The organism is Paenibacillus sp. HJGM_3 (assembly GCF_045062745.1).
Classification (GTDB): domain Bacteria; phylum Bacillota; class Bacilli; order Paenibacillales; family NBRC-103111; genus Paenibacillus_AA.
In genome coordinates this window covers 74,634-95,772 of sequence record NZ_JBJGED010000006.1, presented here as the reverse complement: position 1 = coordinate 95,772, position 21,139 = coordinate 74,634, and the positions used below count along the sequence as shown (strand labels likewise).

The 21,139-nt window shown below is 57.4% G+C and carries 22 protein-coding genes; 11 read left to right on the top strand and 11 right to left on the bottom strand.

The genetic code is table 11. The features are described 5' to 3' along the window. Positions 1-23: 23 nt before the first annotated feature. Positions 24-974, top strand: coding sequence for a TRM11 family SAM-dependent methyltransferase (locus tag ACI5FR_RS08940; RefSeq protein ID WP_405453256.1), 951 nt, complete (start codon positions 24-26; stop codon positions 972-974). 16 nt (positions 975-990) lie between these two features. Here ACI5FR_RS08940 and ACI5FR_RS08935 read toward each other — a convergent pair whose 3' ends face one another. Next, positions 991-1,191: a cold-shock protein gene (locus tag ACI5FR_RS08935; RefSeq protein ID WP_405453254.1), complete on the bottom strand. Its 201-nt coding sequence runs from the start codon at positions 1,189-1,191 to the stop codon at positions 991-993. Between the two features lie 106 nt (positions 1,192-1,297). Further along, complete coding sequence (locus ACI5FR_RS08930) at positions 1,298-2,557, bottom strand: MFS transporter (RefSeq protein ID WP_405453251.1); 1,260 nt, start codon at positions 2,555-2,557, stop codon at positions 1,298-1,300. 127 nt (positions 2,558-2,684) lie between these two features. Between ACI5FR_RS08930 and nagZ the strand changes: the two genes are divergently transcribed. From nagZ to ACI5FR_RS08915, 3 genes are all read left to right on the top strand, one after another. Beyond that, complete coding sequence (nagZ, locus tag ACI5FR_RS08925) at positions 2,685-3,968, top strand: beta-N-acetylhexosaminidase (RefSeq protein WP_405453248.1); 1,284 nt, start codon at positions 2,685-2,687, stop codon at positions 3,966-3,968. Between the two features lie 68 nt (positions 3,969-4,036). Next, positions 4,037-4,729, top strand: coding sequence for a DNA alkylation repair protein (locus ACI5FR_RS08920; RefSeq protein WP_405453246.1), 693 nt, complete (start codon positions 4,037-4,039; stop codon positions 4,727-4,729). Positions 4,730-4,954: 225 nt separating this feature from the next. After that, positions 4,955-5,155 carry a cold-shock protein gene (locus tag ACI5FR_RS08915; protein ID WP_405453243.1) on the top strand — a complete coding sequence of 67 codons (201 nt, stop codon included), beginning with the start codon at positions 4,955-4,957 and terminating at the stop codon, positions 5,153-5,155. A gap of 519 nt (positions 5,156-5,674) precedes the next feature. Here the strand turns inward: ACI5FR_RS08915 and ACI5FR_RS08910 are convergent. Beyond that, positions 5,675-6,187: a PadR family transcriptional regulator gene (locus ACI5FR_RS08910; RefSeq protein ID WP_405453241.1), complete on the bottom strand. Its 513-nt coding sequence runs from the start codon at positions 6,185-6,187 to the stop codon at positions 5,675-5,677. A 147-nt stretch (positions 6,188-6,334) separates the two neighbouring features. On the opposite strand from ACI5FR_RS08910, the gene ACI5FR_RS08905 reads away from it, so the two are divergent. From ACI5FR_RS08905 to ACI5FR_RS08880, 6 genes are all read left to right on the top strand, one after another. Next, entirely contained in the window at positions 6,335-6,808 is a 474-nt protein-coding gene (locus tag ACI5FR_RS08905) for a hypothetical protein (RefSeq protein WP_405453238.1), read from the top strand. Between the two features lie 51 nt (positions 6,809-6,859). Beyond that, positions 6,860-7,663: a class I SAM-dependent methyltransferase gene (locus ACI5FR_RS08900; RefSeq protein ID WP_405453235.1), complete on the top strand. Its 804-nt coding sequence runs from the start codon at positions 6,860-6,862 to the stop codon at positions 7,661-7,663. A 138-nt stretch (positions 7,664-7,801) separates the two neighbouring features. Beyond that, positions 7,802-8,524 (top strand): YheC/YheD family protein, encoded by a 723-nt coding sequence (locus ACI5FR_RS08895; protein ID WP_405453232.1) that lies wholly within the window; start codon positions 7,802-7,804, stop codon positions 8,522-8,524. Between the two features lie 135 nt (positions 8,525-8,659). Then, positions 8,660-8,890 (top strand): DUF7667 family protein, encoded by a 231-nt coding sequence (locus tag ACI5FR_RS08890; protein WP_405453230.1) that lies wholly within the window; start codon positions 8,660-8,662, stop codon positions 8,888-8,890. Between the two features lie 110 nt (positions 8,891-9,000). Beyond that, positions 9,001-10,653 (top strand): glutamine--tRNA ligase/YqeY domain fusion protein, encoded by a 1,653-nt coding sequence (locus ACI5FR_RS08885; protein WP_405453227.1) that lies wholly within the window; start codon positions 9,001-9,003, stop codon positions 10,651-10,653. A 322-nt stretch (positions 10,654-10,975) separates the two neighbouring features. Continuing rightward, positions 10,976-12,976 carry a sensor domain-containing diguanylate cyclase gene (locus tag ACI5FR_RS08880; RefSeq protein ID WP_405453224.1) on the top strand — a complete coding sequence of 667 codons (2,001 nt, stop codon included), beginning with the start codon at positions 10,976-10,978 and terminating at the stop codon, positions 12,974-12,976. A gap of 95 nt (positions 12,977-13,071) precedes the next feature. On the opposite strand, the gene ACI5FR_RS08875 is transcribed toward ACI5FR_RS08880, so the two are convergent. From ACI5FR_RS08875 to ACI5FR_RS08855, 5 genes are all read right to left on the bottom strand, one after another. Next, positions 13,072-13,974, bottom strand: a complete 903-nt coding sequence (locus tag ACI5FR_RS08875; RefSeq protein ID WP_405453221.1) for a fumarylacetoacetate hydrolase family protein — start codon at positions 13,972-13,974, stop codon at positions 13,072-13,074. 63 nt (positions 13,975-14,037) lie between these two features. Continuing rightward, positions 14,038-14,901, bottom strand: a complete 864-nt coding sequence (locus ACI5FR_RS08870) for a LutC/YkgG family protein (protein WP_405453218.1) — start codon at positions 14,899-14,901, stop codon at positions 14,038-14,040. Beyond that, complete coding sequence (locus ACI5FR_RS08865; protein ID WP_405453216.1) at positions 14,898-16,400, bottom strand: LutB/LldF family L-lactate oxidation iron-sulfur protein; 1,503 nt, start codon at positions 16,398-16,400, stop codon at positions 14,898-14,900. The genes ACI5FR_RS08870 and ACI5FR_RS08865 overlap by 4 nt, the downstream gene beginning before the upstream one ends. Beyond that, on the bottom strand, positions 16,397-17,128 hold the full coding sequence (locus tag ACI5FR_RS08860; RefSeq protein ID WP_405453213.1) for a (Fe-S)-binding protein: 732 nt from the start codon (positions 17,126-17,128) through the stop codon (positions 16,397-16,399). Before ACI5FR_RS08860 ends, ACI5FR_RS08865 begins: the two co-directional genes overlap by 4 nt. A gap of 134 nt (positions 17,129-17,262) precedes the next feature. Then, positions 17,263-18,000 carry a FadR/GntR family transcriptional regulator gene (locus ACI5FR_RS08855; RefSeq protein WP_405453210.1) on the bottom strand — a complete coding sequence of 246 codons (738 nt, stop codon included), beginning with the start codon at positions 17,998-18,000 and terminating at the stop codon, positions 17,263-17,265. Between the two features lie 172 nt (positions 18,001-18,172). On the opposite strand from ACI5FR_RS08855, the gene ACI5FR_RS08850 reads away from it, so the two are divergent. Then, positions 18,173-18,376 carry an alpha/beta-type small acid-soluble spore protein gene (locus ACI5FR_RS08850; RefSeq protein ID WP_405453207.1) on the top strand — a complete coding sequence of 68 codons (204 nt, stop codon included), beginning with the start codon at positions 18,173-18,175 and terminating at the stop codon, positions 18,374-18,376. Positions 18,377-18,649: 273 nt separating this feature from the next. Here ACI5FR_RS08850 and ACI5FR_RS08845 read toward each other — a convergent pair whose 3' ends face one another. From ACI5FR_RS08845 to ACI5FR_RS08835, 3 genes are read right to left on the bottom strand one after another with little or no spacing between them, the layout of a single operon-like run. Then, positions 18,650-20,131: a recombinase family protein gene (locus ACI5FR_RS08845; RefSeq protein ID WP_405453204.1), complete on the bottom strand. Its 1,482-nt coding sequence runs from the start codon at positions 20,129-20,131 to the stop codon at positions 18,650-18,652. After that, a complete protein-coding gene (locus ACI5FR_RS08840; RefSeq protein WP_405453202.1) occupies positions 20,128-20,499 on the bottom strand; it encodes a hypothetical protein in 372 nt (123 codons plus the stop codon). Before ACI5FR_RS08840 ends, ACI5FR_RS08845 begins: the two co-directional genes overlap by 4 nt. Further along, positions 20,492-21,106: an ImmA/IrrE family metallo-endopeptidase gene (locus ACI5FR_RS08835; RefSeq protein ID WP_405453200.1), complete on the bottom strand. Its 615-nt coding sequence runs from the start codon at positions 21,104-21,106 to the stop codon at positions 20,492-20,494. The genes ACI5FR_RS08840 and ACI5FR_RS08835 overlap by 8 nt, the downstream gene beginning before the upstream one ends. Positions 21,107-21,139: the final 33 nt, after the last annotated feature.

The following is a 21,139-nucleotide window of genomic DNA, read 5'->3' as shown; positions in this document are numbered from 1 at the left end:
CTCTGGATCCGGAGGAATGAACCGTGCAGCCTAAAAACAACCCCGCTTCCGAATATGTGTATACATACGCTTGCCACGAGGATGAGCAGGCGTTATGCCGGCTGGAATTCAAGCAGTTGTTCGGGTCCGACCCGCATAGAGGCCTCGTCGTGAGCCCCGTCGAGCAGGATCCGAGCCGGAGTCCTTTCGTCAAGCAGCGCATAACGGTCGAGCTGGCGGGAGACACGCTGGAGCAGCTGGCCGAGCAAGCGAAGTCGCTGGAGCTGGGAGGCGCTACGTTCAAAATTCAATACGCAGGCAATGGGGGAGACGTTCCAATCGTGTATGAAGAGGAGCGGGCGATCGAGCGGCTGATCGGGGCGAATGTGCGAGGTAAAGCGGAGATGCGGACACCCGAACGCCGTTACGGTGTCGTTCGCACAGCGGACGGGAGCTGGCGGCTGGGCCTCATCGTCGATAATGAGGCGGTGTGGCTGCAGCACCGAGATAAACCCCGTCAATATTCAACGGCCCTAACCACCCGGGTGGCTAGAGCCGTCTGCAATATCGCGGCTCCCCGCCCGCAAGGGATCCGGGTCATCGACCCTTGCTGCGGGATGGGAACCGTGCTAATCGAAGCGCTATCGATGGGCTTCGCGGCGACCGGTTGCGATGTGAATCCGCTCGCGGTCGAGGGCGCCCGGGACAATCTGGCTCACTTCGGCTACCCCGACGTCGTGACGCTGCGCGACATGCGGGAGGTGACCGAATCGTATGATGCGGCCATCGTCGATCTGCCGTATAATCTGTGTTCGGTACTGTCCGAGTTGGATCAGCTGGAGCTGTTGACGGCGGTTCGCCGGTTCGCGAGGCGGGCTGTGCTCATCTCGACCCAGCCGATCGACCAGCCGGCCGAACGAGTCGGGTTACGGATCGCGGATCGGTGCGAGGTGCGCAAGGGCCGTTTCGTCCGTCATGTCCTCCTGTGCGAGTAAGAGATAGGCGGGCCGGCTAGGAGCGCCGGGTGTTGTTTACTAAGGCGGGCAGCATCTTCATGTCCTTGACCATCTCAGACTTGCAGAGCGGACAGAGTGGAGTATCGACAAAGGAAAAGTTCTCGCGCATCCAGCACGAGCAGCCCGGGGTACTGCACAACCACACGTTCGTTTCCTCTTGTTGCACTTCTTCCACGTTCTTTTTCGAGTAGTACAAAGTCATGTTCCTCCTTCGGCCTGCTGCCATTCCGGCATAGACGGGTAATGGAAAAGAACTGCCCATTCGGGCAGCTCACCAAGGACATGTTTAGTATACGAGAAAATTAGCCATTTATACCAGAAACTTTTGCTTCGCCGTCCGGAAGGCGGCCTCCTCGAATCGTTCGGGCCGATCGGGCGAACCTAATGGCGAGGCCCGTTACGAGCAGCATGCCGACCGCTCCGCCGGCCATGAGCCATACCGACGCCGTCGGGGAGAAACGGTCCATCATGATGCCGGTCAGCTTGGGGAGCAGGGCGCCCCCGAGGCCGCCGCAGGCAACGAGAATGCTGGTCGTTCGTTCTTCCGTACCCGGCAGCGCGTTATTCATGAACACGAGTCCCATCGTGAACATCCCGGCCATGATCAACCCCTGGATGAGAATGAGGGCGAAGCTAATCGGGATCGACGTCGTAAGCGGGAGCAGCACAAGGCTGACCGCCGTCCCCAAGCTCGTGAGGATGAGAAAGCGGGAAGGGCGGAGGTTGTCCGCCACCGGCGCGATCATCCACCGCCCCGCCGCCATCGCGCCCCAGAATAAGCTGACCGCCAAGGCGGAGGCCGATTCGCTGACGCCGGTGTGGGTGTGCAGAATCGAAGGCATGTAGTTGGCGAAGCTCATTTCGGTCCCCACGTACAGGAAAAAGAACACCGAGCCGGCTGCGAGCAGAAGGATGCCCGCTCGACTCTGACTTGGCGCAGCTGTTGCCGCCGATGCCGCATCGCTCGCGGCATTCGCCGGAGCGCCGGGCCGGCCCTTCTCCCGCAGCATCCGATCGGCGTCCGTCCCGAACGACAGCGTCAGCCAGAGCAGCCAAGTAAGGCCGGACAGCGCGGCCACTACGGGGAACGACAACGCCCATTGCCCTTGCTGCAGCAGCAATGCGGCCACGCCCGGCATCGCGAGCGCCCCCAGCCCAAAGAACACTTCCAGACGGCTCATGGCCGATGCTTTCCGCTCCAGGAGGAAGGCCAGGATCATCGCTCCGATGACCGATTCGACCATCCCGAAGCCGAATCCGGCTGCAGGGCCGACCGTTAACATAATCCCCCATGGTGGGAGGAAGCTGTAGATCGTCTCGGCCACGGTCAGACAACCGAGCGCGAGCAGGAGCGTACGGCGCCGGCCTAGCCGGGGCAACAGCCAAGGGGACACGAGCACCCCGACGAGGAAGCCGAAGAACTGGTTCATGATCAGCTGTCCGCCGTCGTTGTAGTCCACTCCGTAATGGCGGATCAAGGGATCCAGGATCGGACCGACGACTACGTGCGCCAGTCCTATCGTCAAGTAAGATAAGCAGCCCATCCAAATAATTTTGTTCATTCCCTTATCTTATCAGAAGGGGTGCGCCTTGACTATGGAATCGATCGCCTGGGTCTGGGCGAGAATGGAGAATATGAAAGTGGGGGAACTTGCACCCCATTGCACCCAGAGGAGGAAGATCAACATCATGAAACTACGTGCATTCCCAGCCATCAGGCGCGCAGGCTTACTCCTGCTCCTGACCGGGCTCGCCATGAGCGGTTGCGGCCGTTCCTCGAACGGTGGCGCTTCCGGAACCCCGAGTCCCTCACCGGCGACGCCGACGCCGACCGTAAGCGGCACCGCGAAGCCTACCGCGACGCCGGTCCCGCAGGACCCGCTGCTCGATCGGATCGCGAAGCTTACGCTGGACCAGAAGATCGGGCAGATGGTTCTCGTCGGCTTGGAGGGAACTTCGATGCAGGCCCACGCCCGGGAAATGATCGACACGTACAAGGTGACCGGCTTTATTCTGTATAAGGACAACATCACCGGGTCGGCGCAGACGCGGGCGCTGCTCACCCAACTGAAGGAACAAAACCGGGCGAACCCGTTCCCGCTCTGGCTAAGCGTCGACCAGGAGGGCGGACGGGTCGACCGATTCCCCGCGGAGTATGTGAAGATTCCGACCATGCACGAGGTCGGCAAGACGAACAAACCGACTTATTCGAATCTGATTGGCCAAGCATTGGGCGAGGAGGTGCGTTCGCTCGGCTTCAATATGGACTTCGCCCCGGTGCTGGACGTGAACAACAATCCGAACAATCCGGTGATCGGCGACCGTTCCTTCGGCGCGACCCCGGACGTTGTCATTCAACACGGCATCCAGGTGCTGAAGGGCATTCAGTCTAAGCAGGTCGTCCCGGTCGTGAAGCATTTCCCTGGCCACGGCGACACATCCGTCGATTCGCACTTGGAATTGCCGGTCATCCCGAAGAGCCTGGACGCGCTTCGCGCCTTCGAGCTGAAGCCGTTCGCCGAGGCGATCCGGCAGCAGGCCGATGCCGTGATGGTCGGGCACCTGCTGCTGCCGAAGCTGGACGAGACGAATCCGGCCACACTGTCGCCAAAGGTGATCACGGACCTGCTGCGAGGCGAGCTGAAGTTCGACGGCGTCGTTATCACCGACGACATGACGATGGGCGGCATCACGAAGCATGCCGGCATTGGCGATGCCGCCGTCCGCTCGGTGCAGGCGGGCAGCGATATCCTGCTCGTCGGGCATGATTACGAGCAGCAGAAGGCGGTGCTCCAAGCACTGAAAGGAGCCGTACAAAACGGAACGTTGTCGGAGAAGCGGCTGGAGGCGAGCATCTATCGCATCGCCAAGCTGAAGGAGAAGTACGGCGTACAAGACGGGCCTATTCCTGCGATAGACGTCCAGGCGGTTAACCGCGTCATCCAGTCGGCGCTCGAGGCGGGGAAGAAGTAACGGCAGGAGATAGCGGGCACCGGGTCGAATACGGTTAAGGTGATTGATTCCCACAGGAGGAGGCTCCCATGGCCATGTACAAAGCCTACGTCGCCGCCCTGGAATTAGCGATGGAAGCGGAGGCCGACCCAGAGCGGGCGGTCGCGATGAAACGCTATATGCGCGATCAGTTCGAGTTCCTGGGTCTGCCTGCGCCGATGCTGAACGCAACCGTCCGTACGTTTTTGGAGCGGCACGGACTGCCGAGACAGGAGGAGGCGGAGACCGTCGTTCGCGAGTTATGGCTCCTCCCTGAGCGGGAGTACCAGTATGCGGCCCTCACCCTGCTCACCCGGTTGAGAGGAGGCGCGCCTCGCACGCGAATTCATTTGTATGCCGAACTGATCACGACGAAATCCTGGTGGGATACGGTCGATGCGCTCGCCTCCAACCTGGTCGGGCACTTGCTCGCCCGCTATCCGGACCTGATCATGCCGACCGTCGATGCCTGGTCAAACAGCGGGAACATATGGCTGCAGCGCACCGCGATATTGTTCCAATTGAAGTACAAGACGAACACCGATGTGTCGCTTTTGTTCGAACTAATAATGAGGTGCTCCGGCTCCCAGGAATTTTTCCTGCAAAAGGCGATCGGCTGGGCGCTGCGGGAATACTCCAAGACCGCTCCGGAGACGGTGCGAGACTTCGTGGCGAAACACCCGCTCGCCCCGCTAAGCAAGCGGGAAGCGCTAAAGGCCATGCAGCGGGCCGAACAAACGTAAGCGGATCGGAAGAGGGAATAGATTTTTGTAACCGTATGCAAATTGGATTTGCTATTCCGGTTTTGTTGTGTTATGATGAACACGATCGCTACGAGAGCCTAATTCACATATTGTAAAAGGTTGTCATCGGATCGGTATGGAACCTTTTCCAATGTGTGAATTTTTTATTTGCTACCCAGGTAAATAGGTTTACATGTTAAAAAAATGTATTGGAGGGTTTGCACAATGCAAACAGGAACAGTTAAATGGTTTAACGCAGAGAAAGGGTTCGGCTTCATCGAAGTTGAAGGCGGCAGCGACGTATTCGTTCACTACTCCGCTATTCAAAGCGAAGGCTTCAAGACGCTTGACGAAGGTCAACGCGTACAGTTCAACGTAGTTCAAGGCAACCGTGGTCCTCAAGCCGAGAACGTAATTAAGCTGTAAGAATCCTTTTCATGAAAAACCCGGCGCACGCGCCGGGTTTTTTTTGACATACTAGAATTGATAAGTGTTTTGGGTGGAAGCGAGTTCCGGAATCCGATGACCGACTACGGGCCCCTGAACGGCATTAGGGTGAGGCTTGTACTCACTTTGCTCTTAGCTGAGAGGGAAAACCTCCCTCTCATTGGGCCGATTTTACGACTTCCGGCGGCATCAAAGGGAAAACCTCCCTCTCTTTCCAAGCGAAAGCCCCGATTGGACGGATTTCAATAGAAAAAGGGGGAGAAATTCCTCTTCATGGAGCCAATCCGGCGGCTTATCCATCGAAAAGGTGGAGAAATTCCCTCTCATGCCGAATTTTGGGCAGCGGTCGGAACCCATCTGCCTGCCCTCCCCGTGCGTCAAACTGAATGCCTACGCCAAGGACCGTCCGTCAGGACGGCTTCGTATGTGTGTCCAGACGTAACGGCGAAATGCCGATTTCTGGCTGGGTTTATGCGGCATAACGGCAGATTGTCGCCGCTACTGGCTCAGCCGGTCGATCGTCGTGAGCAGCCACTCGCGGTTCGCGCGCATCAGATGGACCCGGTGCTCGATGGACAGGTCGACACCGAGGCCGTTGCCATGCTTGGGCGTACGGTCGTACAGGCCGAGCAGCGCGTCCAGCTTCTCCACCCGCAACCGCAGGTCGCGGATTACGTCCGGCAGCGGGAGATGGTCGAGGAACAGCAGCCCGATATCCCCCGTCGGAGTGAGATCCTCCGTATAGGCGAGCGCTTCGTGCAGCAAGGCGTAGAAGCGGGCTTCGCCTTCCGTCGAGATCGAATACACTTGGCGCGGGGGCCGATTGCCTTCCTGCTCCACGGAAACTTCCACATACCCGGATTGGTTCAACCGCTTGAGCAGGGAATAGGCGGTCGCCTTCTTCATGTCCGAGACCCGGCCCAAATTCCGCTCTATAAAATCGTTGATCTGGTAGCCGTGCTGGCTTTGCGTCATCAAGAGCCCCAGAATCAACAGCTCGCGTTCATCCATTCGTCACATTCCCTTCGGCCCAGCAATACTCCCATTATAGTCACGCTTGACTAGGAGGTCAAAAGGTGGGATACTTTTCACGTCTCAATAGTCACGCGTGACTAATTGGACAGTGACTAATGTCAATGATTTGGGAGGAATGATGGTATGTTCGGCTTTTTATTGTTTTTGCATTTATTCGGGATGGCGGTCTGGCTTGGTTCCCTTGTCGCGATCGGCATCATGCTGCTGCTCCTCAAGCCGCAGCTCGGCACGGAGGCCGGGAACGGGCTGCTTCGCAAGACGGTCAAAGCGTTCAACATCCTTACGCATCCGAGCGCGTTCGTCGTTCTCGCCAGCGGAGGCTTCATGATCATGAAGCTCGGGCTGGGCGATGGCGACAAGCCGTTCTGGATGGTCTACATGGAGCGAGGAGGCGGCATGATCATCCTGCTGTCCATTATAGGGTTGTCCCTCCTCGGACGGCGGATGCTGAAGAAGCTGGCGTCATCCAATACAGCCGTAGTTCATGATGCGGGAGGTGCAAGGCCCGCGGCCAGTGTATCCCGGTTCGCCGCTTCGATGTTCGTTACGGCGATCCTTGTTGTATCGGTCGTCTTCGTGGTGAGCGCCAAGCTGTAATCCACGGCCGTATTCTTTCCGACAAATAAGGGAAGGAGGGATCGAATCGTCATGTTAACCAATTCCGACGAATATGTGAAGGATCAGTACAACAATGCGGAGAAGCTGGATCTTCGAATCGCTGTGCACGACCTGTACTCGAAGAGCAACGGGGACTGGCATGAATGGGTGTTCGACCAGATGCAGGTCGGCGACCGGGCGAACATCATCGAGTTCGGCTGCGGGTCGGGGGTGTTATGGAAGAAGAACAGAGCGAAAGTCAAGCCGGATTGGACCATTACACTGACCGACGGGTCTGAGGGCATGCTGGAGCAAGCGAGACAAAACCTGGGCGAGTCCGAGCAGATGGATTTCAAAGTGATCGACATTCAAAGGACCGGACTCGAGCATGCCTCCTTCGATGTAGCGATCGCCAACCATATGCTCTATCACGTGCCCGATCTGTCCTTGGCGTTTCAGGAAATTCACCGCGTATTGAAGGAAAACGGCACTCTGTACGCCTCGACGAACGGTCATGCCCACCTTCAAGAAATTTTCGAATGGGTGGCGGAATTCGACGACAATCTGCCTTTCGCCAAGCCGGGCAATTCAGACCATTTTGGTCTTGAGACTGCGACCGCTAAGCTCGAACCGTACTTCGGGCGCATTCAGCTCAAGCGGTTTGAAAGCCATTTGGAAGTGACCGATGTGCTGCACTTGGCGGAATTCATCTTTTCCATCGGTCCGCAGTTGAAGGATGCTTTGCTCGACCGGGGCGTCTTCCCTGCGTTTATTTCCTTTCTGGAAAGCAAGCGATCCGAGGGAGGCTATAACCGGATTACGAAAGACTCCGGACTATTGATCTGCACGAAGTAAGCGGAAGAAGGAACCGAAACGGGCCGCCATTCGGGCCTGCTCCTATGTTGCTCGACCAAGCCCCCCCACATATACTGCTCACAATGACAAGTCCATGGTTTTAGGCTGTGCAGCACGTTCCGGGAGGGGTCTTGGTACATGAGAATGTTTAGCAAGTGGAGCAAATACCAGGTTATGCGCAGGAATCCGGCACTGCGGCGGCATTTGCCGAAGACGATGCCGTTCAACGCATCCAATCTGAAACGGGCTGTGAACGGAGCGAAGGAGCTTATTCTGAAGCCGGCCGACTCTTCGGGCGGACATGGGGTCATGCTCGTGAGGAGGACCCGCAAAGGGTTTGAGCTGCAGGCCGGACGGTCGGTCCAGAAGGTGCGGCGCCTCGATGCGTTGTACAAGCGGGTGGGCTCGCGCATCAAGCGGAGGTATATCATCCAGGATCGAATTCAGCTGGCGAAGGTCAAGGGCCGCTTGTTCGATATTCGGGTCATGGTGCAGCGGCATCTCAAGGCTTCCGATTGGAAAGTAACCGGGTCGCTCATCAAGGTAGGCGGAGCCGGGTATATCATCACCAATACGGCGCGAAGCGGCGGGTATGTCCTACCGCTCCGTGACGGACTGAAGCGTTCGGGCGTCCCGTCCGCGAAAATCGGCTCGATCCCTTCCGCCCTGGAGCGTATCTCCATCCAGACAATCCGTACGCTACACCCCAAGTATCGTTTTATCAAAAATGTGGGCATTGATTTCGGTGTGGATCGGAACGGCCGCATCTGGATTATCGAAGCGAATTTCGCTCCGGCGCGGTCGCTGTTCAAGAGACTGAAGGACAAAACGATGTATCGTCGCATGATAACCTACAAATAGGCGTTTAGGCCTTCCCCTTGCTGGCGAAGATGGTAGTAGAAAGCGTAAATACGCTGGATACTCCCGCAGAGTAATGTGAATAAGCTCCGAAGACCAACGTAACTTTGTGGGGTTTCTTGAGAGGGGGAGAGGACGATGAAGGTAAAAGCGATTCACCAAAGGCTGGCCGAACTGTGGATCATTGAGCAGAGCCGTCCACTGACGACCGCGGAAGCGCTGGAGCAGCAGCATTGTCTCGCGGCCAACGCGGCGTATGTGTGGAAGGCGGCGCAGTACGCCAACTTGTCGCTTATTGCTTCCATGACGAATGACACGGAATGGCTGCACGAAATTTGCATGGACATGGAACGGCTGGAGATGTCGTAATGCAAGGCCCCGCGCGGTAACCGATTCGACCGGCCTTCCTCTTTATATTTGCCAATTGTTTGGTGTATGATAGAGGGTATATTCATTTTGAAGAGGGGAAGGCCCGGAACATGGAAACGAAACCGACATCGTCCAATTTTATTAAAACGATCATCGCCGACGATCTGAACGAAGGCCGAGTACAGCAGGTCGTCACGCGCTTCCCGCCTGAACCGAACGGGTACTTGCACATCGGACACGCCAAATCGATCTGGCTGAACTTCACCATGGCGGACGAGTTCGGCGGCCGGACGCATCTGCGGTTCGACGATACGAACCCTCTGAAGGAAGACGTGGAGTACGTGCAATCGATCAAAGAGGACGTAGCCTGGCTCGGGTACGAGTGGGAGCAATTGTTTTTCGCGTCCGATTATTTCGACGAAATGTACAATCGCGCGGTCCTGCTGATCCGGAAGGGGAAAGCTTACGTATGCGAGCTGACGGCGGAGCAGATCCGGGAAACCCGCGGAACGTTGACCGAGCCGGGCAAGGACAGCCCATACCGCAACCGGTCGGTCGAGGAGAACCTGGCTTTGTTCGAGCGGATGCGTCAGGGCGAGTTCCAGGACGGGCAAATGGTGCTGCGGGCCAAGATCGACATGAGCTCGCCGAACATCAATATGCGGGATCCGGTGCTGTACCGGATTGCGCACGCCCATCACCACAACACGGGGGACAAATGGTGCATCTACCCGATGTACGATTACGCCCACCCGATCGAGGACGCCATTGAGGGCGTGACGCACTCCATCTGTACGCTGGAGTTCGAAGACCATCGGCCGCTGTACGATTGGGTCATCCGCGAGTGCGAGTTCGAAGCGCAGCCGCGCCAATATGAATTCGCCAAGATGATCCTGGACCATTCGATCATGGGCAAGCGCTACTTGCGCCAGCTCGTGGAAGAAGGGCTCGTCGACGGCTGGGACGACCCGCGTCTGTTGACCGTGTCGGGCTTGCGCCGCCGGGGAGTAACGCCGGAGGCGATACGCGAGCTGTGCCGGGAGACCGGCGTCTCGAAGAGCACGGGCGGTATCGTCGATCCCCGCATGCTGGATCACTTCATCCGTGAGGACCTGAAGCTGAAGGCTCCGCGTACGATGGCGGTGCTGAGGCCGCTCAAGGTCGTGATTACGAACTACCCGGAAGGGCAAGTGGAGCCGCTGGAGGCGGAGAACAACCCGGAGAATCCGGAGATGGGCGGTCGCACGATTCCGTTCTCCCGGGAAATCTACATCGAGCAGGACGATTTCATGGAGAATCCGCCTGCGAAGTATCACCGGCTCTTCCCGGGCAATGAGGTACGCCTGAAGCACGCCTATTTCATCAAGTGCGAAGAAGTGATCAAGGACGAGGACGGCAACGTCGTCGAGTTGCGCTGCACCTACGATCCCGAGACGAAGAGCGGGACCGGCTTCACCGGCCGCAAGGTCAAGGGGACGATCCACTGGGTTGAAGCTAGCCAGGCGGTGTCGGCGAAGTTCTACTTGTTCGAGTCGCTGGTGAAAGAAGACGTGGATGACGAAGCCGATCTGAAGGAACGGCTGAACCCGAATTCGCTCGAGATCGTCCAAGGCTACATTGAGCCGGGGATGCAGGACGTCGAGCCGCAGGACAAATTCCAGTTTTTCCGTCACGGGTATTTCAACGTAGATCCCAAGTATACGAAGGAAGGCAACATCGCCTTCAACCGGATCGTTTCGCTCAAGAGCTCCTTCGAGCTGTAAGCCTTTAATCCCGGGGTCCCCGCAAAGTAATAGGAATAAGCTTCAAAGGCCCACGTCACTTTGTGGGGTTTCTGAGCCTCTCTCAAGCGCGCAGCTTCTTCTCGCGATTAGGGGAGGCTGTTTGTGTTGGGCCGTGCTTTTCTAGCATCCACTTCGCCAAATCTAGCAGATCGAGCCATCGAACTGGTACAATCGACTCCCAGCGCGCATATACATAAGTTGAGCCGTTCGTACTTGCCCTACCGAGCATGCGATAGCGGCCGGAGGTGCCGGATCTAGCGGACCGATTCTATGAAATCTCGATAGATTGGATGGATGCCTAATGAATCCTACTCATTTGGAAGGGAGTTATAATATTGCGCTCATTGTCTTGTCGTTCATGATCGCGGTGATGGCGTCCTACACGGCGCTGGACATGGCGAGGCGGGTGAAGATGGCCGAGGGGTGGAGAAGCACGGCCTGGCTGATCAGCGGGGCGACGGCTATGGGCGTCGGCATTTGGGGGATGCATTTCATCGCCATGCTGGCGCTCGACTTGACGGTTCCGGTCACCTACCGTTTGCTGCACGTTGGGGTCTCGATCCTCGTCGCCATTCTGGCGTCGCTCGGCGGCTTGTATGCCGGGAGCCGTTCCGCCTTCAGCTGGAAGCGTATCCTCATCGGTGCCGGCTTCATGGGAGCCGCGATCGCAGGGATGCATTATATCGGCATGGCGGCCATGGTAGGGGTCGCGACGCAGTATTCGCCGAGCCTGGTGGCGCTGTCGATCCTCATCGCCATCGCGGCATCGCTCTCCGCCCTCTTGCTGTCCTTCCGCTTCGGGGACGACCACCCCTTGTTCTTGCATTGGGCCAAGCTCGGCAGCGGAGTCATCATGGGCGGCGCCATCGTAGGCATGCACTACACGGGCATGGCGGCGGCAAGCTTCACCCCGGCGTACAGCGAGACAGGCAGCTCGATCGTGACGACCGATCGTTCGGTGCTCGCGGTCTATGTGACGATCGCCACGATCATGGTGCAGCAGATCGTGCTGATCGGCTCTTATATGGCGGACAAGCGGCTGGCGGAGCAGATCGCATTCAACGGCTCGATTCTGGAGTCCGCGATCGATTGCATTCTGCTGGTCGACGCAGAGGGGCGGGTGACGGAATTCAACCCGTCGGCGGAGGCCGCATTCGGGATCAGCCGAGCGCGCGCGCTGTACCGGGGCTTGGAGCAGTTCATCGTGTTCCCGGAGCCGTCGAAGGCCGGAAGGACGGTGGAATTCCTGGTGCAGACGAGCAGTGGAGAAGGGGAGAGACGCTTCGAGACCTATGGCGTTCATGCCGACGGCTATGACTTCCCGATCGAGGTGACGATCAGCCGGGTTCGCCTGCAGGGTCGTCCGTTATATACCGTCTATATCCGGGATATTACGGTTCGCAGGCAAACGGAGGCCGCGCTGAAGGAGAGCGAGGAGCGGTACCGCCGCCTCGTCGACAGCTCCCCGGAGGCGATCTTCGCCCACCGGGACGGCATCGTCCTGTTCGCGAACGAAGCGACGGTTCGGCTGACCGGTGTGCCGGACAACACCTATCTCGTCGGCCGCTCCCTCTACGACTGGGTGGAAGAGGGTCGCCGGGACGAGATTGGCGCGTGGCTGCGCTCCATTGAGAGCGCCGAAGACAAGGCCGGCCCCATCGAGATCCGGATTCGTGGGTTCGACGGGGCACCGGTGGATATTGAAGCGAACTCCATCCGGGTCCGAGATAATGGCAAGTCGTTTATCCTGACGATCGCACGGAATGTCACCGAGAAGAAGCGGTTGGAGCAATCGGTCGAGCAGATGGCTTACTATGACGGGCTGACCGGACTGCCGAACCGGAATCTCCTGGGCGAGCTGGTCATCTCCTCCCTGGAGACGGCCCGGTCATATGAGCTGCTCGTAGCCGTGATGTTCATCGACCTGGACGGCTTCAAGCACGTGAACGACTCGTTCGGTCACGCCGTGGGGGATATGCTGCTCAAGGAGCTGTCCCAGCGGCTCGCTCAGAGCGTCCGGGAGACGGACACGGTGTCCCGCCTGGGCGGCGACGAGTTCATCGTCCTGCTGCCCAATACGACGCGCGAGCAGGCGGAGACGGCGGCGCAGCGGATGATGGCGAACATCGCCATCCCGTTCCGGTACCGGGAGCAGTCGACGTTCGTCACGGCGAGCATCGGCATCGCGATGTACCCGGACGACGGCGATTCGGCGGAGCAGCTCATCAAGCACGCGGACCAGGCGATGTACGAGGCCAAGGAGCAGGGCAAAAATGGCTATCGCTTCTATAGTGCGCGATGAATCCGCATCCGTTAGCGAACCCATTCTGGTCGATCCACGGAACAACAAACAACCTCTGGAGTTTTTGAAGCGCTCCAGAGGTTGTTTTGTGTTTTTTATTCGCTCACCATTCGGTTCGTCAGCACGCCGAGCTTCTCGATCTCGACCGTCATGACGTCGCCGGCTTTCAGGTACACTTGCTTGTCTTCCGGATAGCCGAGCACGACACCCTCCGGCGTTCCCGTCAGGATGATGTCCCCCGGATAGAGCGTCATGTGCTGGGAAATGTAGCTGACGATCTCGTCGCAATGGAAGATCATGTCTGACGTATTGGAGTTTTGGCGCACCTCGCCGTTCACACTGAGCTTCAAGTTCAGGTTGTTCGGATCGCCGACCTCATCCGCGGAGACGAGGTAAGGGCCGAGCGGGCTGAACCCGTCGCAGCTCTTGCCGAGCAGCCATTGGGACGTACGCATTTGGAGGTCGCGGGCCGAGATGTCGTTCACGACAGTATAGCCGAAGACGTAATCGAGGGCGTCGGCCTTCTCTACATACTTCGCTTGCTTGCCGATGACGATGCACAGCTCGACCTCATAGTCGACCTTGGACGACGTCCGGGGCAGCGGAATGTCACACAGGTGGCCGGTCAGCGTGTTGTCGAATTTGTTGAACAAAATCGGAGATGCCGGGATCGGCGCATTCGTCTCTTCCGCGTGGCGGCGGTAGTTCAGGCCGACGCAAATAATTTTGCTCGGCTTCGGTACCGACGGGCCGAAGGCGATGTCCGATTCGGGCTTGATGAATTTCGCTTTGTCGGCCGGAGCGGCCGCCAGGGCGCGCTCGACATAGCTCTGAAGCGCTTGCAGGGCGCTCGCGCCGCCTTCGATCACTTGATGGGTCGTGCGAGGCGCGTTCGCGTCGGCGACGACGGCCAGCGCTTCCGGCACATTCAGGATGCCTTCGCCGGTCAGGACGCCCAACTGAGCGCCCTGCTGCGATTGAATCGTTACCAATTTCATGATTCCAAATCCCCTTTCGGCTAGTAAAAAAATGAGATCATGTACCCCAGTATAGTCGATGCGTCACGATTGGACAATAACGGCGAACACTTTTCCGGGTCCGTGGATGCCGATCGTCAGGTCGTTCTCGATGTCGGCGCTGCGGCTCGGTCCGGTGACGAGGTTGATGGAGGACGGCAAACCCGCCGCGTCCGGGTATTGCTCGCGGATGGCGGCCAGCGCTTCGCCCATCCGCGTCACGAGCTTGTCGGCGTGGAACACGGCGAACAAGGCCTCGGGCAGCAGGCTGACCGAGCGGCCCCGGCCGCCGTGCGCCTGCAGCACGAGCGTGCCCGTATTCGCGAGCGCGTAGTCCGCCCACACGACGCCGAGGCGGCAGCGCTCGGCGGCTTGCAGCAGCGGGCTGCGCGCGCTCCAGCGGCTCGCCGGGCGAGCCGCCGCGTCTGCCGCTGGCGCCCCCGGGGCGCCAGCGGCGTCTGCGCCGTCGGGCCGCCACGGCACGACGGCGATGCCCGCACCCTCGAGCGCTGCGTCGAGGGGCAGGGCGGTCAAGTCCGGGTGCTCCCAACGGGTCACCCGGTCGATCTGCAGCTCGGCGCACACTTCGCGCACGAGCGCCGGGATGGCCTCCGCCGCTTCGGCGGCGGAGACGACCCACACCCGGCCCGTCAGCGCCGTCCAGCTGCGGGTGAACAGCTCGATCCGCTCCTCTTCGCTGAGACGGATCGAGGCATAGTGCTCCGGCACGCCGGTGACGGTACGCGCCGGAGGCTCGGTTAGGGGCGCTGGGCGGCCCAACTGCTGGGCCAGCCGGCCGATAAACGCCTCGCGCCCTTGAATCGTCCCGGGCCCGGCGTGAGGGCGTCCTGGCGGCGTAGACGACGATGAATTCAAAGAGGTAGATGAAAGTGTGCGCTCCCCGCTCATCGCGATTCCTCCTTCTCAGGCTGGGCGCCCGCGTGCGCCGCCTGCCCCTGTTGCTGCAGCTCCAGCTGAAGCGCTTCCCAGCGGTCGCGGAACGATTGCTTCGGCTTCATCGGCATGAATCGGGACTGCGTCCACCCGGTTAGCGGGCCGATGCCCTTGCGAATCGAGCCTTGCCGCACGAGCGGCATCTGCATGTAGTACGCCGCCTTCGTAGCCGTACGGTACAGCTTCACGTTGCCGAACGTCGTGGCGTACATCTTGAACGCCAGCTTCTCGAGCGCCGGCGTCAGCCCCAGCTTCACCTTGCGGTTCCGCAGCTGCACGAGCATATCATGCAGCGGGATCTTCACCGGACACGCCTCATAGCACGCTCCGCATAGGCTGGAGGCGTAGGCGAGCTGGCCGGCTTCCTTCATGTCCTGCTGCAGCAGAGGCGTCAGCACGGCCCCGATCGGGCCGCTGTATACCGAGCCGTACGTATGCCCGCCGACGTGGCGGTACACCGGGCACACGTTCAGGCACGCCGCGCAGCGGATGCAGTGCAGCACCTCCTGGAACACCGGGTCGCCGAGCTGTGCGGACCGGCCGTTGTCCAGGATGAGCACATGCAGCTCCTCCGGCCCGTCGAGGTCGCCCTCGCGGCGCGTGCCGGTGACGAACGACGTGTACGTCGTCAGCTTCTGCCCGGTGGCGCTGCGCGCCAGCAGGTTCAGCATGACCTCCACGTCGGCGAACGTGGGCACGAGGCGCTCCATCCCCATGACCACCACGTGCACCTTCGGAAGCGTCGACACCATCCGGGCGTTGCCCTCGTTGGACACGAGGGTCACGGTGCCGGATTCGGCGATGCCGAAGTTGCACCCGGTGAGGCCGATGTCGGCCTCGAGGAAATAATTGCGCAGCCGCTGCTGGGCATACGCCGCGAGCGGCTTCGTCTCCGGCGGGAACTCGCGTCCGGCCTCCTCGCCGAAGATGTCGGCGATCTGCTGCTTGTTCTTGTGGATCGCCGGGATGATCAAGTGCGACGGCGTCTCGCGCGCCAGCTGCAGGATGTATTCGCCCAGGTCGGTCTCGATCGCCTCGATGCCCACCTCCTCCAACCGGTGGTTAAGGTGGATCTCCTCGGACACCATCGACTTGCCCTTGGCGACGAGCTTGGCCTCGTGACGCTTCGCGATGCCGAGGAACGCCTGAACCGCATCTTCGCCGGTCCGGCAGAAGTGGACGTGCCCCCCGGCCTTCGCCACATTGTCCGCGAATTGGGACAAGTAATAGTCGAGGTGGGACACGACATGCTGGCGGATGGCGCGTCCACGCTCCCGCCACGTCTCCCAGTCGCCCAGCTCGGCCGTTGCGTTCAGCTTGCCCGTCTTCAGCTTATCGGTCGTGAAGGCCACCGCTTTGCGCAAGAAATGGTCGTCCAGGGCGATCTCCGTTCGCTTCTTGAGCCCGCTGCCGATCAGCTCCAGCTCGGGATCCTTCCCCGTATGCGTCGTCATCGCGCCTTCACTCCTTCCTCGAGCAGCTCGGCCAGGTGCATGACCCGGATCGGCTTGCCCTCTTTGTTCAGCCGGCCCTGGATGTTCATGAGGCAGCCCATGTCGGTGCCGACCAGAACTTCCGCGCCCGTCTCGCAGACGCACGACGCTTTCTCACATACCATAGCTTCCGACATATCCGCCATTTTAACCGCGAACGTCCCGCCGAAGCCGCAGCAATCGTCCTTGCGGGGCAGCTCGACGAATTCCATGCCCTCTATGCGGTTCAGCAGGGCCAGGGGCTCCTCGCGAACGCCCAGCAGCCGCATGGCATGGCAGGAAGGGTGGTACGTGACCTTGTGCGGGAATTTCGCTTCCAGATCGGTGATGCCCAGCACTTGAACTAGAAATTGCGAGAACTCATACGTGCGCTCGATCAGTGCCTCGGCCTTGGCTTTCCACTCGGGCTCCGCTTGGAACAAATCCGGATAATAGTGGTGCACCATGCCGGTGCAGGAGCCGGAGGGGGAGACGATGTAGTCGCTGCGCTCGAATGCGCGAATCCATTGGCGGGCCACCTCGCGAGCCTCATCCTGGTAGCCGCTGTTGAAGGCCGGCTGGCCGCAGCACGTCTGCAGCGCCGGGAAATCGACCTCGCAGCCGTACCGGTGGAGCAGGCGCACGACGCTCTCGCCGACTTCCGGATACAGCTGATCCGCGAGGCACGTGATGAATAGAGACACCTTCATGAGATCACCTTATTTGTGTGGGATGGGTGCCGGACGAGGGTAGTAGCGGCCGGCCATTTATGCATATTATCAGGTTATCAGACAACTGACGATTTGAAAAGAGGCATTTCGGAGTGAAATCGCTTCCGCTCATTTCACGCCTTCGGGCCTTTTGGGTCATTCCGGTTCATGTATTCGCGAATTTGCTCTTCGACATAGTAGAGGTGATCGCCCATCTCGGCTTGCGCGCGTACGGCGTCGCGGTCTCGAATCGCTTCATAGATCGCCCGGTGTTCGAGCCAGAATCGCCGGGTCAGCGACTTGTTGCGGTACAGCTGCAGCCGCCGCGTCTCGCGGATCGTCACCTCGACCTGGGCGGAGATCGTCTGCAGCAGCTTGACCATAATCGGATTGTGGGTCGCTTCGGCCAGCGCCATGTGGAACCGCATGTCCTGCTTCTCGCCGACCGCCTCCGTCCCGAGCTCGCTGTCCATGTCCGCCAGAATCGCTTCCAACCGCTGCAGATCTTGGTCGTCCCGCTTGGCGGCGGCGAGTCCGGCATTGGCCGTCTCCAGCGCCTTGCGCGCTTCCAGCAGGTCGAAGATCGCTTCTTTGCTCGTGAACAGGTGCTCGAACTGCGGCACGTCCAGCTCGCGGTCATCCATCGCCCGGACGAAGCAGCCTTCTCCTTGGCGAATCTCGATCAGCCCCATCGCCTTCAGCATGCTGAGCGCTTCCCGCATCGTCGATCGGCCTACTTGGTAGCTCTCGGTCAGCTCGCGGGTGGAGGGAAGCTTTTGCCCCGGCTGCAGGCGGCCGCTTACGATTTGCTGTTTGATTTGGTCGGCGATTTCTTCATAGATTTTGCGCGGGGAAATTTTCGTAATCTCCATTTGTGCCTCCTGCCCGTGTTCTGGCCTCATTGTACCACAGCGTTCCCCGATGCGCACATCGCGGACGGAGGATCAAAATACTGGAAAAAAATACTTTTTGATAACCATGCATACGAATCCCGCTTTCGCGTCAAAATACTATCACATTAGCAAGGAAGGAGGTGAGTTACAAATGGCAAGAAACAACAACAACACCCTTCTGGTACCGCAAAGCCAAAGCGCGATCGACCAACTGAAGATGGAAGCTGCTACTACTTTGGGCGTAAACCTGGGAGCTGAAACTTCTTCTCGTCAAAACGGCTCGGTTGGTGGTCAAATCACCAAGACACTCGTGCAAATCGCTGAGCAATCCCTTGCAGGCCGTGCTACTCGTTAATGGTTGATCAACTTCAACCTCTGTAACATCTCCTTCAGTCCGTAACCTATACATCAACAAAAAGAAGCCGCAAGGCTTCTTTTTCCTATGTAAAACAACCCACAAATTGACGTGGCAAGGGCATAATAAAACAGCACGACGCCTCGTTATCGAGTAGCCGCGCTGTTATGGGGGTGATGCTATGCTGATGAGAGGAGTCGAACCTCCGACCTACGCATTACGAGTGCGTTGCTCTCCCGTGTAGTACAGTACCGACATGGTCAACTATTCCACCTAATTGTATTGAATCTCCAGCGATAACGAGGGTTTGTCACGTTTTTCCTGGTCCTTATGTGCATCCACTCGAATGCTTAGAACCATTTCTTGAATGATGGTCTTACGTTCGCCTGTATCGAGTGTACCATACATTTCCGCATAGTTCATCAGGGTTTCAATTAACTCTGTTTCGCGACTAATCGATTCATCCGGAATTACAATTTCCTGGATCATACGGGAAAGTTGTTCCTCTTCCGTGGTTAGCTCTTTGTTTCGCTCCAAATAGTCAGACTTGGATATCTCTTCATCCACGTAAAGGAGTTGGAACCTTTTCTTTCGAGCACGTACCCTTTCCAGTTCTTTATTCAATTCCTCTACGCGTTGAACTGCATCGTCCTCATTGTCATCTTCTTTGCTGGCTGCAACTTCGAGCCTCGAAATGGAGTCCGTTTGTAGCGAGAAGGAACTTATTTTGTCAAGAAATGCGGTTTCGATCCATTCTTCCTGGAGATATGGGAGGTCACAACGATTATTGTGCATTCGATTAATGCAAGAATAATACTTTGTGCGCTTCGTTACATATTTCCGGCTGGTTCCTGACAGCTTGTACCCGCATCGTGAGCAGAAGACGACTCCAGAGAAAATGTAGTCGCTTGTTGCGGCCACCGGCTCCATTATCTTACGTTTATCCAGCAAGCCCTGCACACGGTCATATTGTTCTTGACTGATAATCGGTGTATGTCCACCTTGAACTGTAAACTCTTCGCCCGTCTTACCGGCTCTCGAACGGTAATTCCATCGCAGCTTGCCCACATACACAGGATTACGAAGAATATGATTGATCGTGGTCGGCGACCAATGACTACGGGGTGGTGGGTACCCTCCGTCGACGAGCTGCTTTTGAATATCACGAATACCGATATTCCGCTCGTACAGATTATATATCATTCGAATAACCGCTGCCTGAGACTCTGCCGGAATAAGCAGGCCATTGTCGCTTATATAACCATAGTTGACCGTTCCGCCCGGTCGCTTACCTTCCTTAGCCATCTGCTCCATGCCGTACCAGACACGTTCACCAAGGTTCTCACGCTCCCATTGAGCCAGAGCGGCCACAAGTGTGATAAACAGCCTTCCGATCGCACTAGTGGTATCATAGACCTCTGTGGCACTCCTGAAGGCCACTCCGTGCCTGTCGAATGTCTCCAGTAACTTATAAAGGTCAAGCACCGATCTCGTCAATCTGTCCAGCCGAAACACCAACACAATGTCTATTTTCTTTTCGGCGACATCTCCAAGCAACCGCTGCAATTCTGGTCTATTCGTATCCTTAGCAGACTGTCCCTCGTCGATATAAAAGTCATGGATCTCCCATCCTTGCGACTGAACAAACGCAGCATTACGGTCGCGTTGAGCGCTTATTGAAAAACCTTCTTTTGCCTGTTCCTCCGTGCTTACCCTTGCGTAAATTCCGACGCGTAAGGTCTTTAGTATCTTCATTGAGCAGCTACCTCCCAATAAAAATGAGTTCTTAAATCAATAAGTAAGACATCTTCTACATCAGTTAGCCGGACCACTAAATGGATTGGATCGGTATTTGTGGACTCGGAAATCGAGTATCGTGAGCGTACGGAATTCACATCAATACCGAAGCAATTAGGTCGTAGAGCATTAACAGTAAGATCCTCTAAAAAAACCGAGTAAACGGGAAGATCGCCAAATTCGTCAAATGAATGTTTTTTAACAGGGGACAGAATGTTGATATACAAGGATTGTTTGTCCCATTGCATTTTTCCCGCTCTAAAACTAATAGCCATAGCTTGCGGTATATCGCCGTCCTCATCATATACAAGTTTTAGTTTAGCCACGGCCGGAGGCCCCCTTTAGACTTATCTGTCTATATAGTTGTGCGAGGATGCGGTGAGTTTCTGGATAGTAGTCGAATTCTACCTTAGCTGGAGTAGACAATTCAACAAGTTCACGATCTAACATAGCTTGTAGAATTCTGCGTTCGATTTGCTCAATACGCTGAACGACGAAAGATAGAGGAAGTGAAAAATCGTCAGCAAGAGTTTTTATGTAGATTTTACGATCCTGTATATAGTTGTATTGTTCTAGGAGAAATACCGGGAGTGCAGCATAGTTTTGAAAGCACGTTGCTTGTTCTTCTTGGAGATCGACAAAGGATTTTGGCATTTTATTCTGATCCCCGGAATGGCGCAGTATATGGCAGAGTTCATGGAAAAAATTTAATCGTTGTTTTTTTGCTGAATGAAAAGAATTAAGTAATACCAAACCGAATAAATCGTGATCATAAATGGCCCGAGTAACATCTTTTGTTGGGTGAATAACTGAATTGAAGATAGATGCGATTCGATCTAGGTCCATGTCTGATGCGTATTTAATTCCATTTTCAATGTATTTCTGATTTACCCATTGTTCAATTTCAGTCAGCCTATATAGTGACAAATCCATGATGATCATCTCCTGAATCACGAAATATAGGAA